Raw genomic sequence first — 14,813 nt, forward strand, 5'->3', positions numbered from 1 at the left:
CGTGCGGGATCGAAGCCGAGGAGCTGACGGTCGAGGCGGCCGTGTTTGCCTGCGGGGTCGTCGATCTCACCGAGCAGCTCCTGGTACACCGCAAGGCGTTCGGGGTCGGGTTCGCGCAGCACGGCCTGCGCGACGTTGGTGCGGTTGGCCTGAACCCGCATCTCCCACGGCACGCCGTCGGTGTTGCCGACCTGCTCGGTGAGATCGACGACCCCGCAGGCAAACACGGCCGCCTCGACCGTCAGCTCCTCGGCTTCGATCCCGCACGGGGATCTCTGATCGAACTGCACGGCGACGTCGCGTCGGCGTCCAGCGTCGCGGTGCTGGTGCCCGGGCTGAACACGACCATCACCGGATCGGCCGCCAACGCCACGACTGCCCGCCGGTTCGTCTCGGCGACCCGCGGTGACGTCGCCGCCATCACCTACCTCGGCGGACCGTTCCCGCGCGGCGACAACATCGTGAGCGGCCTCGCGAACGCGGCCGACCCGCGATACGCGCTGAACATGGCGCCGCGACTGGTCGCGTTCAGCGAGGACGTCGACCGCACAGTGGACTCGACCCGCCGGCGCATCCCGGTCACCGTGATCGGCCACTCCTACGGCGGGTCCATCGTCGGCACCGCGGAGGCACTGGGCATGACCTCAGACCGCACGCTGTACGTGGCGGCCGCGGGCGCGGGCGTCGGCGTCCACGACCCCGGCGACTGGCACAACCGCAACCCGCACGTGCTGCGCTTCTCGATGACGCCGCCGGGCGACTTCATCGCCGCGGTGCAGGGCATTCCGGGCGGCCCGCACGGCGCCGACCCCGACGAGATGCCGGGCGTGATCCGGTTGCCCGCCGGCCGCTACGACGACGGGAGGCCGATGGCCGGACCGGGCGCCCACTCCGACGTGCTCAACGCCTCGTCAGACGCGTGGCGGGCGATCCTCGGGGTGATCACCGGCGATATCGGCAGGGATCGCGCAACCTCACGACAACCGGGTTGAGATCTGGCCAGAATAAGCCGGTGTGGTCCCGCAGCTCCCCCGTCGACGGGTTCCGGCTGGCCTACGACCGGTTCGGCACCAAGGGCGCGCCGCCCGTGGTTCTGCTGCACGGCTGGCCGGGCAACCGGCAGGACTATCGCCGCGTGGTTCCGCTGCTCGGGGACGCCGCCGATGTCATCGTGCCGGACCTGCGCGGATTCGGTGGTTCGGACAAGCACGCCGTCGCGATCCGGCACTTCTACAGCGCCACCGCGCAGGCCGGCAGCGTCATCGGCCTGATCAGGGAGCTGGAACTGACCGAGGTGGTGCTCGCCGGCTACGACGTCGGCAGCCGCGTCGCGCAGAGCGTCGCCCGCATGCAGCCGGACCTCGTGCGGTCGCTGGTGCTGTCCCCGCCGCTACCCGGCGCCGGCGACCGCGTCCTGACGGCCAAGGCACAGAGCGAGTTCTGGTATCAGGCGTTTCACCAACTGCCGCTGGCCGGACAGCTGCTCGACGGAAATCCCGATCTGGTCCGCGACTACCTGCGGCACTTCTGGACGCATTGGTCCGGGCCGAATTTCGCCGTCTCCGACGACGATATGGAGCGGCTGGTGTCCGACTACGCACTGCCCGGCGCGTTCACCGCGTCGATCGCGTGGTACCGGGCGGGCGCCGGGATGATCGCGCAATCGCTGACCGAACTACCGCCCGAACGGGCCATCAAGATCCACGTGCCCACCGATGTGGTGTGGCCGCACCACGATCCGCTGTTCCCCGCCGAGTGGTCGGACCGGCTGGGGCACTACTTCAGCGACGTGCACCTGCACTTCGCTTATGACGCCGGGCATTTCACCCCGCTGGAGTGCCCCGAGCAGTTCGCCGAGCTCATCCTCATCCGGGCCCGACCGGCGCCGGCCGCGGGCTGACTACTCCCCGGCGGTGTCGGAGTTGTCGGCGGGCGTCTCCGCTTCCGGCAGCAGCGCTTCGAGAGCCGACCCGGTGATGCGTCGGAACGCCCGTCGTGGCCGGTTGGCGTCCAGGATCGCCACCTCGAGCGTCGACGGCCCCAGCACGCGCTGTTCGGAGCCGCCGTTGCCCGCGGCGTGCAGCGCGTCGATGGCGATCTTCACCGCGTCCTGCAGGCTGGCGTTCTCGGTGTAGGAGTCGTTGAGCGCGGTCGTGATGGGCTCGGTCGTCCCACCCATGACCACGAAGTGCGGCTCGTCGGCGATCGACCCGTCGTAGGTGATGCGGTACATCTCCGGGGGTTTCGTCTCGCCGTAGTGGGCGACCTCGGCGACGCACAACTCGACCTCGTAGGGCTTGGCCTGCTCGGTGAAGATCGTGCCCAGCGTCTGGGCGTAGATGTTGGCCAGCTGACGGCCGGTGACGTCGCGGCGGGCGTAGGCGTAACCCCTGGTGTCGGCGTACTGGATGCCGCCGCGTCGCAGGTTGTCGAACTCGTTGAACCGTCCGACGGCGGCGAATCCGACCCTGTCGTAGAGCTCGCTCACCTTCTGCAACGAGCGGGACGGGTTCTCGGCGACGAACAGCACGCCGTCGGCGTACGCCAGCGCCACGACGCTGCGTCCCCTGGCGATACCTTTGCGCGCAAGCTCGGAACGCTCACGCATCGCCTGTTCGGGCGAGATGAAATAGGGAAAGCTCACGAATCTCCCCGCGCGTCGGTCGAACGGTGGACGGCGTCCGGGCCGAACGTGTCAGCGCGCGAACGGTTTTCGATGACCTGACGGGCGAATTCGGCGATCCGCTGCTCGGAGACCTCCTCGGCGCCGTCGGCGTCGATGATCACCGCGGTCGGGTAGATACCCCGCACCAGGTCGGGGCCGCCGGTCGCGGAATCGTCGTCGGCGGCGTCGTAGAGCGCCTCGATCGCCACCCGCAGTGCCGAATCCCCGTCGCTCACTTGCGAATACAGCTTCTTCATCGACGACTTGGCGAAGATCGAACCCGAGCCCACCGACTGGTAGCCCTCTTCCTCGAAGTTCCAGCCGCCGGCCGCGTCGAAGGACACGATGCGGCCCGCTGCTTCCGGATTCGGATCGTCGACGTCGTAGCCGGCGAGCAGCGGCAGAGCGACGAAGCCCTGCAAAGCCGCGCCGAGGTTGCCGCGCACCATGGTCGCTAGCCGGTTCACCTTGCCGGGGAAGGTCAGCGCGACGCCCTCGAGCTTCTCGTAGTGCTCGAGTTCGACGGCGTATAGCCGAGCGAATTCGACGGCGATGGCCGCCGTTCCGGCGATGCCGGTCGCCGTGTAGTCGTCGGTGATGTACACCTTCTGCACGTCGCGGCTGGCGATCATGTGGCCCTGGGTGGCGCGGCGGTCACCGGCCATGACGACGCCGCCGGGGAACTTCAACGCGACGATCGTGGTGCCGTGCGGCGCGAAGTCGGAATGGGCGTCGCCCGACTGGGCGGCGCGGTGGGCGGGTAGGAGTTCGGGCGCCTGGCGGCGCAGCAGTTCAGAGAAGGACGAGAGGTCCACGGGGACCGACGGAGCGCCGGGTAGTGGTGACGGGAAGGCCAGCTGATCGCGTTGCGGCCAGGTCACTGTCCACCCTTCTGTACGTATGCGCGAACGAAGTCTTCGGCGTTCTCCTCGAGAACGTCGTCGATCTCGTCGAGCAGGTCGTCGGTCTCCTCGGCCAGCTTCTCGCGACGCTCCTGCCCGGCGGCCGTGCTGCCGGTGAGGTCGTCGTCCTCGCCGCCACCACCGCCACGCTTGGTCTGCTCCTGAGCCATCGCTGCCTCCTGCGTAAGTTGTCGGCGGGCTCACTGCTGCCCGCCGTGACTCCACATTACCGGTCGCCGCGCGGATTGCCTGCGATAGCGCGCTTAGTTCGTAAGCTGTTCTACCAGTTCCACGGCGCTGTCCACCGAGTCCAGCAGGGCTCCGACGTGCGCCTTACTGCCGCGCAGGGGTTCCAGGGTGGGGATCCGGACGAGCGAATCGCCGCCCAGATCGAAAATCACCGAGTCCCAGCTGGCGGCCGCGATATCGGCGCCGAAGCGGCGCAGGCACTCGCCACGGAAGTAGGCGCGCGTGTCGGTCGGGGGGTTGTCGACCGCGTCCAGCACCTGCTGTTCGGTCACCAATCGCTTCATCGACCCGCGGGCCACCAGGCGGTTGTACAGGCCCTTGTCCAGGCGGACGTCGGAGTACTGCAGGTCGACCAGGTGCAGCCGCGGCGCCGACCAGCCCAGGTTCTCGCGGTGCCGGAAACCCTCGAGCAGCCGCAGCTTGGCGGGCCAGTCCAGGATCTCCGCGCACTCCATGGGATCGCGTTCCAGCAGGTCGAGCACTTCGGCCCAGGTCTTGACGATGTCGGCGGCGCGCGGGTCCGGGTCGCGGCTGTCGACGAGCTTGGCCACCCGGTCGAGGTACATCCGTTGCAGCGCAAGGCCGGTCACCTCACGGCCGTCGGCCAGCGCGACGGTGGCGCGCAGCGACGGGTCCCGGCTGATCACGTGGACCGCGTGCACGGGCCGGGCCAGGGCGAGATCGCTGAGGTCCATGCCCTCTTCGATCAGGTCGAGGACCAGCGCCGTCGTACCGAGCTTGAGGTATGTCGAGGTCTCCGACAGGTTCGCGTCGCCGATGATGACGTGCAGCCTGCGGTACTTGTCGGCGTCGGCGTGCGGCTCGTCGCGGGTGTTGATGATGCCGCGCTTGAGCGTCGTCTCCAGGCCGACCTCGACCTCGATGTAGTCGGAGCGTTGCGACAGCTGGAACCCGGGCTCGTCGCCGGAGGGTCCGATGCCCACACGCCCGGAACCGGTGACGACCTGGCGCGACACCAGGAACGGGGTCAGTCCGGCGATCACCGCGGAAAACGGCGTCTGCCGGCTCATCAGGTAGTTCTCGTGCGAGCCGTAGGAGGCGCCCTTGCCGTCGACGTTGTTCTTGTAGAGCTGCAGCTTGACCGCGCCCGGGACGCTGGCGACGTGGCGGGCGGCGGCCTCCATCACCCGCTCGCCGGCCTTGTCCCAGATCACGGCGTCCAGCGGGTCGGTGCACTCGGGTGCGGAGTACTCGGGATGGGCGTGGTCGACATACAGGCGCGCGCCGTTGGTGAGGATCATGTTCGCAGCGCCGACCTCGTCGGCGTCGACGACCGGCGGCGGGCCGGCCGAGCGGCTCAGATCGAATCCGCGGGCGTCGCGCAGCGGCGATTCCACCTCATAGTCCCAGCGCGTGCGCTTGGCCCGCTGGATCCCGGCCGCCGCGGCGTACGCGAGTACCGCCTGGGTGGAGGTCAGGATCGGATTCGCGGTCGGGTCGGACGGCGACGAGATGCCGTACTCGACCTCGGTTCCGATAATCCGTTGCATGTCGTCAAGCCTAGGTGACGGCGGAAAGTAGCCTGCGACCGTGCCATCCGATCCAGCGGATCTCCCCCGCCTCGACGCGGCCCAACGCCAGGCCGCCGAACGCTGGTTCCTCACCCACGGCCTGCCCGCGGTGTTGCGGCCCAGCCGGTCGGTCCGCCAGCTGTGGTCGCGCTCGGCGCCCGCCCTGGCCGGATTCGCGGTGCTGATGGCCAACACCATCGCGGTGGTGTCGTTGACGGGTCAGCACGCGATCGACATCGACGGCCGGCCGACACGCGGCGAATGGTTCGTCCTGGCGCTGCTGGTCTTGGTGCTGCCGGCGGCGGTCACCGTCGGCTGGTGGGTGTCCCGGGTCGCGACGCAGCGCGGTCGGCTGGCGGCCGCGGCGATCGCCGTCGCCGTCGCGCTGCTGGGCGGGGTGTTCGGCGGCCCGGGCCCGTATGTGTCCCGAAACCTTGTGTGGGTTGCGGTTTCCATCGTCGCGATCCTGGCGCTCACCGCGTCTGGCGTCGGCTCGATTCTGGGCTGGGCCGCGCGGGTGACGATGGCGCATCTGAGCGCGGCGGGCTCGCTGCTGCTGCGCGCGCTGCCTGTGCTGCTGTTGACGTTCCTGGTGTTCTTCAACTCGCCGGTGTGGCTGATGGCGGCGACGATCTCGCGCGCCCGGCTGTGGCTGGCGCTGTGGTTCCTCACCGCGATCGCGGCGGCGTTCGTGGTGTCGGTGATCGTGGATCGGTTGCGCCCCATGGTGAATGCCGCCGAACCCGACCCGGGGCACGCCGCCAGGCTGGACGACACACCGTTCGCGGCCATGCCGGATCCAGCGGACGTGAAGCCGCTCAGCCGCGCCGAGCGATTCAACGTGTACTTCGTGCTCGCCGCATCGCAACTGGCTCACATCATGGTCGTCGCGGCGGTCACGGCGCTGCTGTTCCTCGTGCTGGGGATGATCCTGCTCTCCCCCGAAGTGCTTGCGGCGTGGACGCGCAACGGCTCCAGTGACGGGCAGTTCCTCGGCATGACGATCCCGGTTCCCGATGCCCTCATCCAGGTGACGCTGTTTCTCGGCGCGTTGACGTTCATGTACGTCAGCGCGCGTGCGGTCGGCGACGACGCCTATCACGACCGCTTCATCGCCCCTCTGGTCGACGATCTGCGCCTCACGCTGACCGCCCGTAACCGCTACCGGGCCGCCGTTGCGGCGCGGTGAGCGGGTTTGACAGCCCGTTTCCCGCACAATGAGCCCGTGTCGGACATGCGTCGGGTGCACGAGTGGTTCCTGCACCGCGGGCTGCCGCTGGTTCTCACCCGACGGGTCCGCTCCGGCTCGCTGATCGAGCGCTCCGCCCCGATGGTCAGCGGCGTGGGCGCGGCGATCTCGCTGACGATGCTGCTGGCCGACCTCACCGGCGACGACCGCGACATCGGCTACGTCATCCGGCTGGGGGTGTTGACGGCGCTGTTGGTAGCAGCGCCGTTCGCGTTGTACCTGCTGCACCGCATCGGCACCACGCTCAGCGAAGCCGGACGCAGGTCAGCGGCGCTGGTGGTGATGGCGGTGTTCGTCTTCGGACTTCCGTTCGCCGCCAGCGGCTTTTCCGGGATCGCGGCGGCGGAGGCTGCGGGTTTCGCCGTCGTCGCCGTGCTCGCGGTGTGGTTCACCTACCTCGGTATCGGCGCGATCGTGCTGTGGGCGCTGCGATTCGCGTGGGTGCAACTCGGGGCGCTCGGGACCCTGATGAGCCGCGCGCTGCCGTTGTTGATGCTGACCGTCGTCGTGTACTTCACCGGTGAGCTGTGGCAGCTGGCCGCGCGGATGCCGCGTCAACGGCTGTGGCAGACAATCGGATTCCTCGCCCTGGTCGCGCTGATCTTCGTGGTCACGACGATTCGCGACGAGGTCCGCTCGCTGCGCGAGGATCGCGCCGAACAGGACGATCCGGCCAAGCTGCTCGAGGGCACACCGTTGGCCGTCGAGCCTGGGACGCGCCTGTCGCGCACACCGCTGTCGCTGGCCGAGCAGGTCAATGTCGTTGCGGTGATGGTCTTCTCGCAGACGATCCAGGTGGTCTTCTTCACGACGGGCCTGTTCGCGTTCTTCCTCGCGCTCGGCATAGTCGCGGTGCCCGACGACGTCGCGGTGCTGTGGTCGTCGGAGGAGACCTGCCCGGTCGGTCAACCACCGTGTCCGGGAACGTGGTTCGGGGTGCACGTGCCGGTTCCTCAGACGATCGTGCACGTATCCCTGTTCGTGGCCGTGCTGTCGGGGCTGTACTTCACGGTCAGCACCAGCGTGGACCCGTTGTACCGGGAGCGCTTCTTCGACCCGCTGATCGCCGACGTCGCGGTCAGCCTGGCCGGTCGCGACGCGTACCTGACGATGGAGCCCGCCCGCTGACCGCCGCGGCTACGTCTGCAACGAGTAACTGTTCGCCAGGTCGTCCTGCGTCACGCAGGCGTCCTCGGTGGCGGTGTCGACGACGAGCGGCGCACTCGGCGTACGCGCTTGATAGCTCCAGCCGTCGGGCAGTGACAACCTGGCGGCGAGACCGGGAAGGTCGCTCAGCGACAGCGACGGGTCGACCGTCTGGCTGTAGGTCTGCATGACCCAGCGCCGCCCGTCCGGATCGACCAACTCGTAGATCTCCCGGCCGGCGTCGAAGGTGAAGACGGCCTTCCGGTCAACGCGGTTCAGCTGATACGGGGCCGGGTTCATCGACGCGAGCTTGACGGTGGCTTGCCGCAGCATCTCGATATCGCCGAAGCTCCTGCGCTCCAACGTCTCCCGGCCTCGCTTGCCGATGCTGCTCATCAGCCAGTAGCGCGGCCCGTTGAGCAGTGCGGCGACCGCACCGTTCTCTTCGGCGATGGCCTTCGCGTCGAGCGCGTTCCACAGCTCGGCTGGACAGTCGTTGAGCGGAAACGTGTTGTACACCGTGGCTTCCGCGCCCGACGGCGTGGTCTTGACGAACAATACCTCGCCGTACCGCTTGCCGAACACATCGCCCGTGGTCGACAGGTCGTCGTCTGACATGACGCGACGGGGCTAGAGGTACTGGCCCAGGTTCGACTCGGTGTCAATAGCCCTGCTGGCGCTCGACGACTTGCCGGTGACCAGCGTGCGGATGTAGACGATCCGCTCGCCCTTCTTGCCCGAGATGCGTGCCCAGTCATCGGGATTGGTGGTGTTGGGCAGGTCCTCGTTCTCGGCGAACTCGTCGACGATCGAGTCGAGCAGATGTTGGATCCGCAGACCCCTCTTGCCGGTCTCGAGCACCGACTTGATCGCGTACTTCTTGGCCCGGTCGACGACGTTCTGGATCATCGCACCAGAGTTGAAGTCCTTGAAGTACATGACCTCTTTGTCGCCGTTGGCGTAGGTCACCTCGAGGAAGCGGTTGTCGTCGATCTCGGCGTACATCCGGTCGACGACCTTCTCGATCATCGCCTTGATCGTCAGCGACCGGTCGCCGCCGAACTCGGCCAGATCGTCCTCGTTGACCGGCAGGTCCTCGGTGAGGTACTTGCTGAAGATGTCCTGCGCCGCTTCGGCATCCGGACGCTCGATCTTGATCTTCACGTCCAGGCGGCCCGGGCGCAGGATCGCCGGATCGATCATGTCCTCGCGGTTGGAGGCGCCGATGACGATGACGTTCTCCAGCCCCTCGACACCGTCGATCTCCGAAAGCAGCTGCGGCACAACCGTCGTCTCCACATCGGAGCTCACACCGGTGCCGCGGGTGCGGAAGATCGAGTCCATCTCGTCGAAGAACACGATCACCGGGGTGCCCTCGGAGGCCTTCTCCCGTGCGCGCTGGAAGATCAGCCGGATGTGACGCTCGGTCTCGCCGACGAACTTGTTCAGCAGCTCCGGACCCTTGATGTTGAGGAAGTAGCTCTTCGCCTCGCGGGCGTCGTCACCACGCACCTCGGCCATCTTCTTGGCCAGCGAGTTGGCGACCGCCTTGGCGATCAGCGTCTTACCGCAACCGGGCGGACCGTAGAGCAGCACACCCTTGGGCGGGCGCAGCGAGTACTCCCGGTACAGCTCCTTGTGCAGGAAGGGCAGCTCGACGGCGTCGCGGATCTGCTCGATCTGCCTGCCGAGGCCGCCGATGTCGTTGTAGCTGACGTCGGGCACCTCTTCGAGCACGAGGTCCTCGACCTCGGCCTTGGGGATCCGCTCGAAGGCGTATCCGGCCTTGGTGTCGACCAGCAGCGAGTCGCCCGGGCGCAGCTTGCGGGGCCGGCTGTCGTCGGTCGCGTCCTCGTAGCCGTCGGGCAGGTCGCTGGCGGCCACCAGCGGCTCGGCCAACCAGACGATGCGCTCCTCGTCGGCGTGGCCGACCACGAGCGCGCGGTGCCCGTCGGACAGGATCTCGCGCAGCGTGCTGATCTCGCCGACCGCCTCGAAGTTGCCGGCCTCGACGACCGTCAGCGCCTCGTTGAGGCGGACGGTCTGGCCCTGCTTCAGCAACTTGGTGTCGATGTTCGGCGAGCACGTCAGGCGCATCTTGCGCCCGGACGTGAACACGTCGACGGTGTCGTCGTCCTGCACGCCCAGCAGCACGCCGTAACCACTCGGCGGCTGCCCCAGGCGGTCAACCTCTTCGCGCAATGCGAGCAGCTGCTGACGGGCCTCCTTGAGGGTCTCCATCAGCTTGGCGTTGCGGGCGGCGAGTGAGTCGATGCGTGCCTCGAGCTGATGTACGTCTCGGGCACTGCGTAAACCACTCTGGGGGCCGACCGCGTTCTCCAACTGCTCTCGCAGGATCGCGGCCTCTCGGCGGAGCTCCTCGAGCTCTGCCGCGTCCTCACTGGACAAGCCGGATCCACGGGCGTCAAAACCCTCTGGGAAAGCGTCAGAACGCTCTGATTCACTCATGTTGCGCCCCTCCCCGCACCGAGAGTTGGTGCAGTAACAACTTCAACGCTACCGGCGATTCAGGCTTTGTGTGCGGTGTAGCAATTTGACACACCTGCACCACTGTTAACCTCTCTGATGTGTTGGGCCGATCGAAAGGAAAATCGTGACCCTGAAAGCCCTCGTTACCGGCGTCGCAGCGGTTGCTGTCGTCGGAGGTGCCGCGGCAGGTGTGACTTCCATTGCATCCTCGAACGTGGCCTCCGCACCGACCGTCGCCCCGGTCGTCTGGGACGTCCCGATGCCGCAGGCTCCGGCCCCTGACCTTGAAGGTCCGCTGCTGCAGACGCTGCAGGCGCTGGGTACATCCGGCACGGCCGCGAGCAAGGCGCCCTACATCCAGGGCGGCATCGGACGCATCGAGAGTCGCGTCGCCGACACCAAGCTTCGTGAGGCGGCCGCCGAAGGCAAGTTCCCGTTGAGCTTCGCGGTAGCCAACATCGACCAGAACGGCCCCGTCGTGTCGGCCGATGTCACCGCGACCGCCGCCACCGGCGCGTCGGCCAGCCAGAACATCCAGTTCGTGCCGGGCCCGAGCCCGACCGGCTGGCAGATGGCCAAGCAGTCGCTCATGGCGCTGCTGTCCGCCGTCGGGTAGGAGCCCGGTGCGTCGCACCAACCGTTTCGCAGTCCTGAGCGCCGTCGCGTTTGCGGCGGCGCTCGGGCTATGCGGATGTGGCGCCGATGAGCACCCGGCCGGGAACGAGCCACCACCACCGCCGCCGGCCACCACATCGCCGACGGTGCAGCCGCCGGACCCGGCGTCGACGCTGGCGCCCCTGCCGCCTCCCGAGGCGCTCACCGACGTGCTGGGCCGTATCGCCGACGCGAACATCCCCGGCCCCGAGAAGCTCAACCTGATCGAGAACGCGACACCCGCCGACGGCGAATCGATGGACAAGTTCGCGATCGCCCTGCGCGACGGCGGCTACTCCCCCGCCACCTTCGAGGCCAGGGACCTCACGTGGGCCGACGGCGCCAAGGGCGTCGTGCAGGCGATCGTCACCGTGAAGACCGCCAATCCGCAGGCGGGCGAGTTCACGTTCCCGATGCAGTTCCGATTCGCTGACGACCACTGGCAACTGACCCGGTCGACCACCGACCAGCTGCTGCAGCTCGGTCCGGTCCCCACGCCCACGCCGACGCCGTGAGCCGTCGATGTGGATCGGTTGGCTCGAATTCGATCTGCTGCTCGGCGACGTGCGCTCGCTCAAGGAGAAACGCTCCGCGATCCGGCCGGTGATCGCCGAACTGCATCGCCGCTTCTCCGTCTCGGCGGCCGAGACCGGCGCTCAGGAGTTGTACCGACGGGCCAATGTCGGCGTGGCGCTGGTGTCTGCGGACCACGGGCACGTGGTCGAGGTGCTCGACGCCGCCGAGCGTCTGGTGGCCGCGCGCCCGGAGTTCGAGCTGCTGTCGGCACGGCGCGGGCTGCGCCGCAGCACCGACGAGTAGCGACCGGCCCTCAAGTGCCGAGTTGACGCTTGCGCCTGGCCGGCAGGGGCGCGATGGCGCCCGGTGCCAGCTTGCGCGCGCTGACCAGAAACGCTGTGTGGCCGCGCATCGTGTGTTGCGGACGGACGGCCAGACCAACGACGTGCCAGTTGCGCTGCATGCTCTCCCAAGCCCGCGGCTCGGTCCAGCACTGCTGCTCGCGCAGCGCCTCCACCACCCGCGACAGCTGAGTGACCGTCGCGACGTAGACCATCAGCACGCCTCCGGCGACGAGAGCGTCGGCGACGGTGCCCAAGACCTCCCAGGGCGCGAGCATGTCGAGGACGACGCGGTCCACCTCCGGACCGGCGTAGGTGGTGAGGTCGGCGATCACCAGCTCCCAGTTCGCCGGGGACTCACCGAAAAACGTCGCGACGTTGCGCTCGGCATGGTGTGCGTGGTCGTCGCGGACCTCGTAGGAGATCACCCGCCCCTCGGGCCCGACGGCCCGCAGCAGCGAACACGTCAGCGCGCCGGAGCCGGCACCGGCCTCCAAAACCCGGGCGCCGGGGAAGATGTCGCCCTCGTGGACGATCTGCGCGGCGTCCTTGGGGTAGACCACCTGCGCGCCGCGCGGCATCGACATCACGTAGTCGACGAGCAGCGGCCGCAGTACGAGGAACTGGTCGCCGCTGGTCGATTTGACGACGCTGCCCTCGGGCAGCCCGATCACGGTGTCGAGCGCGATGACGCCGCGATGGGTATGGAACTCCCCGCCGGGCGTCAACACCATCGTGTAATGACGACCCTTGGCGTCGGTGAGCTGCACCCGATCGCCGACGGCGAACGGACCGGTTCTTGGCACAGCACTTCAGCCTGCCAGTAGACGCGCCGCCGTGGGTGGCCGGGGTTGTCGGACACCGGTCTTAGGCTGACGTCATGACCGACCGGGGCGAGCAGAAGATGCGACGCCCCGCGCTGTCCCCGTCGCGGGCCGCGGACTTCAAGCAGTGCCCGCTGCTGTATCGGTTCCGGGCGATCGACCGGCTTCCCGAGCCGTCGTCGGTTGCCCAGGTTCGCGGTTCGGTCGTACACGCCGCGCTCGAGCAGCTGTATACGCTGCCGGCCGCACAGCGCGGGCGCGAGACCGCGCTGACGCTCGTCGAGCCGGCGTGGGAGCGGATCGCGGCCGAGCGGCCGGGCATCGCCGACGAGTTCGCGCCGGAGGTGCGAGCAACGCTGCTGACGGAGGCGCGCGACCTGCTGGCCGGCTATTACCGGCTCGAGGACCCCACGCGTTTCGATCCGCAGGGCTGCGAACAGCGTGTCGAGGTCGAGCTGGAGGACGGAACGCTGCTGCGCGGCTTCGTCGACCGCATCGACGTCGCCCCTACCGGTGAGATGCGGGTGGTCGACTACAAGACCGGTAAGGCGCCGCCCGAGGCGCGGGCGCTGGCCGAGTTCAAGGCCATGTTCCAGATGAAGTTCTATGCGGTGGCACTGCTGCGGTCGCGCGGTGTGCTGCCGACGCGGCTGCGGCTGCTGTACCTGGCCGACGGACAGATCCTGGACTACACGCCCGACCACGAGGAGCTGCTGCGGTTCGAAAAGACGCTGATGGCCATCTGGCGAGCCATCCAGAACGCCGGGGCCACAGGTGATTTCCGTCCGCAGCCATCGGCGATGTGCGACTGGTGTGCCCACCATGCGCACTGCCCGGTGTTCGGCGGTACGCCGCCGCCGTATCCGGGATGGCCCGAGGTGCCCGACGAGGGATCACCGACGGCCGAGGACATTGTGATGCGGGCGGCGGAGTCTGCGGCGTGATCGCCCGAAGGCGACCGCGAGCGAGGATCGCAGCGCAGCGAGGACCGGAGGGAGCGGGAGCCGAGGCATGATCGAATGCCTGTACCGGCGTGTCGGGGTCGACGGCGATTACCAGGTCTTCGACTCCACCGACGGCACCCGCAGCAACTGGGATGCCGAAATCCAGCACGGCTCACCGCCGTTGGCGTTGATGACGCGGCTGATCGAAGAGCTGGCCGGCGATTCGGACTTGCGCGTCGGCCGGTTGACTTTGGACATCCTGGGCGCGATACCGGTCGCGCAGGTAAGGGTGCGGGCGTGGGTGGAACGGCCGGGTAAGCGAATCTCAATGATGGCCGCCGAGATGTCGGAGACGCGGCCCGACGGCGGGCAACGGGTGGTCGCGCGCGTCACGGCGTGGTTGCTGGTGACCAGTGACACCGCCGACGCCGCGACCGATCGCTATCCCCCGATCGTCGAGGGCGACGCCGCCGAGGTGCCGCACGGCTGGGTGGGCGCCAAGGGCTACCTGGAGACGGTGAGCTGGCGGCGCCAGTCGGAGACGGGTGAGACCGGCAACGTGGTATGGATGAGTCCGCTTGTCCCGCTTGTCGATTCGGAGCCGACGACGGCGTTGCAGCGGCTGGCGATGGTCGTCGACAGCGCGAACGGTGCCGGCGCAGCATTGGATCCCGAGGCTTTCGTGTTCATGAACACCGACACCACGGTGCATCTGCATCGCCTGCCGGCGGGCGACGACTTCGCGGTGCGGGCACGCGGTTCGATCGGCCCGGACGGTATCGGGGTGACCACCGCGGAACTCTTCGACCGGCAGGGGTTCATCGGCACCTCGGCGCAGACGCTCCTGGTGCAACGCCGCCCGTGACCGCCGCCCCTCGGCCCACGGCTTGAGGGGTTGGATTGCCGACACCGGGTGGCTGTTGCGCTTTGTGAGTGGTGACCGGTGGGTCTGGTGAGTGGTGAGTGCTGTGTCGGGGTATCGGGGTGTTCACCCCAGGGCGAGGGCTTTGTGGTGCAGGCGGGTGAGGTTGAGTACGGCGGCGGCCAGGTGCAGTTCGGCGGTGACGGCTTGGAGTCCTCGGCGGGCGAAGCGGCGTAAGCCGATTTGGTCTTTGAGATGTCCGATGACTGGTTCGACGGTGGCTGAGCGGCGTTTATAGGCTTTCGCGTTCTCGGGTTGACGCATCTTGTGGCGCATGGCATCTAGCGGTGACAGATCCGGCGCTGGCGGCCCGTGGGCCGGGTTGTGTTTGGCGTCGTGGTGGACCTCGCGGCTTTTGCCGGGGGCGATCAGTCGCGGC

At 68.3% G+C, this 14,813-nt stretch carries 17 protein-coding genes; 9 read left to right on the forward strand and 8 right to left on the reverse strand.

What is annotated here, in order from left to right; genetic code table 11:
- Both A5698_RS15465 and A5698_RS15470 read left to right on the forward strand, forming a co-directional pair.
- On the forward strand, window positions 1–992 hold a 992-nt coding region (locus A5698_RS15465), incomplete at its 5' end, for an alpha/beta hydrolase (RefSeq protein WP_231967422.1).
- 20 nt (window positions 993–1,012) lie between these two features.
- The gene (locus A5698_RS15470; RefSeq protein ID WP_067085275.1) at window positions 1,013–1,900 is read left to right on the forward strand and encodes an alpha/beta fold hydrolase; all 888 of its coding nucleotides are present in this window, start codon (window positions 1,013–1,015) and stop codon (window positions 1,898–1,900) included.
- On the opposite strand, the gene prcA is transcribed toward A5698_RS15470, so the two are convergent.
- From prcA to dop, 4 genes are all read right to left on the reverse strand, one after another.
- Window positions 1,901–2,644: a proteasome subunit alpha gene (gene prcA / locus A5698_RS15475; RefSeq protein ID WP_068298480.1), complete on the reverse strand. Its 744-nt coding sequence runs from the start codon at window positions 2,642–2,644 to the stop codon at window positions 1,901–1,903.
- Window positions 2,641–3,546 carry a proteasome subunit beta gene (prcB, locus tag A5698_RS15480; RefSeq protein WP_067085271.1) on the reverse strand — a complete coding sequence of 302 codons (906 nt, stop codon included), beginning with the start codon at window positions 3,544–3,546 and terminating at the stop codon, window positions 2,641–2,643. The genes prcA and prcB overlap by 4 nt, the downstream gene beginning before the upstream one ends.
- A complete protein-coding gene (locus tag A5698_RS15485; protein WP_003887572.1) occupies window positions 3,543–3,737 on the reverse strand; it encodes a ubiquitin-like protein Pup in 195 nt (64 codons plus the stop codon). Before A5698_RS15485 ends, prcB begins: the two co-directional genes overlap by 4 nt.
- Window positions 3,738–3,830: 93 nt before the next feature.
- Entirely contained in the window at window positions 3,831–5,327 is a 1,497-nt protein-coding gene (gene dop / locus A5698_RS15490) for a pup deamidase/depupylase (RefSeq protein ID WP_067085269.1), read from the reverse strand.
- Window positions 5,328–5,367: 40 nt separating this feature from the next.
- Here dop and A5698_RS15495 point away from each other — a divergent pair, with 40 nt between their 5' ends.
- Window positions 5,368–6,537 carry a hypothetical protein gene (locus A5698_RS15495; protein ID WP_067085267.1) on the forward strand — a complete coding sequence of 390 codons (1,170 nt, stop codon included), beginning with the start codon at window positions 5,368–5,370 and terminating at the stop codon, window positions 6,535–6,537.
- Between the two features lie 45 nt (window positions 6,538–6,582).
- Window positions 6,583–7,725: a hypothetical protein gene (locus A5698_RS15500; protein ID WP_068298510.1), complete on the forward strand. Its 1,143-nt coding sequence runs from the start codon at window positions 6,583–6,585 to the stop codon at window positions 7,723–7,725.
- Between the two features lie 9 nt (window positions 7,726–7,734).
- Here the strand turns inward: A5698_RS15500 and A5698_RS15505 are convergent, their stop codons facing one another.
- Together A5698_RS15505 and arc are read right to left on the reverse strand one after the other, a co-directional pair.
- Window positions 7,735–8,361: a hypothetical protein gene (locus tag A5698_RS15505; RefSeq protein ID WP_068298484.1), complete on the reverse strand. Its 627-nt coding sequence runs from the start codon at window positions 8,359–8,361 to the stop codon at window positions 7,735–7,737.
- Window positions 8,362–8,373: 12 nt separating this feature from the next.
- Window positions 8,374–10,212, reverse strand: coding sequence for a proteasome ATPase (gene arc / locus A5698_RS15510; protein WP_068298487.1), 1,839 nt, complete (start codon window positions 10,210–10,212; stop codon window positions 8,374–8,376).
- Window positions 10,213–10,357: 145 nt separating this feature from the next.
- Here arc and A5698_RS15515 point away from each other — a divergent pair, with 145 nt between their 5' ends.
- The 3 genes from A5698_RS15515 to A5698_RS15525 are packed head-to-tail and all read left to right on the forward strand — an operon-like array spanning window position 10,358 to window position 11,706.
- The gene (locus A5698_RS15515) at window positions 10,358–10,849 is read left to right on the forward strand and encodes an MTB12 family secreted protein (protein WP_068298493.1); all 492 of its coding nucleotides are present in this window, start codon (window positions 10,358–10,360) and stop codon (window positions 10,847–10,849) included.
- Between the two features lie 7 nt (window positions 10,850–10,856).
- Window positions 10,857–11,402, forward strand: coding sequence for a lipoprotein LppK (lppK, locus tag A5698_RS15520; protein WP_197506790.1), 546 nt, complete (start codon window positions 10,857–10,859; stop codon window positions 11,400–11,402).
- Window positions 11,403–11,409: 7 nt separating this feature from the next.
- Complete coding sequence (locus tag A5698_RS15525; RefSeq protein ID WP_068298496.1) at window positions 11,410–11,706, forward strand: DUF503 domain-containing protein; 297 nt, start codon at window positions 11,410–11,412, stop codon at window positions 11,704–11,706.
- Window positions 11,707–11,716: 10 nt separating this feature from the next.
- Here the strand turns inward: A5698_RS15525 and A5698_RS15530 are convergent, their stop codons facing one another.
- Window positions 11,717–12,550: a tRNA (adenine-N1)-methyltransferase gene (locus tag A5698_RS15530; protein ID WP_068298498.1), complete on the reverse strand. Its 834-nt coding sequence runs from the start codon at window positions 12,548–12,550 to the stop codon at window positions 11,717–11,719.
- Window positions 12,551–12,624: 74 nt separating this feature from the next.
- On the opposite strand from A5698_RS15530, the gene A5698_RS15535 reads away from it, so the two are divergent.
- Together A5698_RS15535 and A5698_RS15540 are read left to right on the forward strand one after the other, a co-directional pair.
- Window positions 12,625–13,512: a RecB family exonuclease gene (locus tag A5698_RS15535; RefSeq protein ID WP_068298500.1), complete on the forward strand. Its 888-nt coding sequence runs from the start codon at window positions 12,625–12,627 to the stop codon at window positions 13,510–13,512.
- A gap of 67 nt (window positions 13,513–13,579) precedes the next feature.
- A complete protein-coding gene (locus A5698_RS15540; protein ID WP_068298507.1) occupies window positions 13,580–14,377 on the forward strand; it encodes a thioesterase family protein in 798 nt (265 codons plus the stop codon).
- A 123-nt stretch (window positions 14,378–14,500) separates the two neighbouring features.
- Here the strand turns inward: A5698_RS15540 and A5698_RS29865 are convergent.
- A partial coding sequence (locus tag A5698_RS29865) for a transposase (protein ID WP_156670715.1) occupies window positions 14,501–14,813 on the reverse strand: 313 nt, incomplete at its 5' end.

Origin of the sequence: Mycobacterium sp. E136 (genome assembly GCF_001666865.1) — a bacterium.
In the GTDB taxonomy this organism is placed as follows: domain Bacteria; phylum Actinomycetota; class Actinomycetes; order Mycobacteriales; family Mycobacteriaceae; genus Mycobacterium.

Bases quoted from the DNA above. Each gene is read 5' to 3' on its own strand.
- A5698_RS15485 (WP_003887572.1), bottom strand. From the start codon at position 3,737: ATGGCTCAGGAGCAGACCAAGCGTGGCGGTGGTGGCGGCGAGGACGAC.
- dop (WP_067085269.1), bottom strand. From the start codon at position 5,327: ATGCAACGGATTATCGGAACCGAGGTCGAGTACGGCATCTCGTCGCCG.
- A5698_RS15500 (WP_068298510.1), top strand. From the start codon at position 6,583: ATGCGTCGGGTGCACGAGTGGTTCCTGCACCGCGGGCTGCCGCTGGTT.
- A5698_RS15505 (WP_068298484.1), bottom strand. From the start codon at position 8,361: ATGTCAGACGACGACCTGTCGACCACGGGCGATGTGTTCGGCAAGCGG.
- arc (WP_068298487.1), bottom strand. From the start codon at position 10,212: ATGAGTGAATCAGAGCGTTCTGACGCTTTCCCAGAGGGTTTTGACGCC.
- A5698_RS15525 (WP_068298496.1), top strand. From the start codon at position 11,410: ATGTGGATCGGTTGGCTCGAATTCGATCTGCTGCTCGGCGACGTGCGC.
- A5698_RS15535 (WP_068298500.1), top strand. From the start codon at position 12,625: ATGACCGACCGGGGCGAGCAGAAGATGCGACGCCCCGCGCTGTCCCCG.
- A5698_RS15540 (WP_068298507.1), top strand. From the start codon at position 13,580: ATGATCGAATGCCTGTACCGGCGTGTCGGGGTCGACGGCGATTACCAG.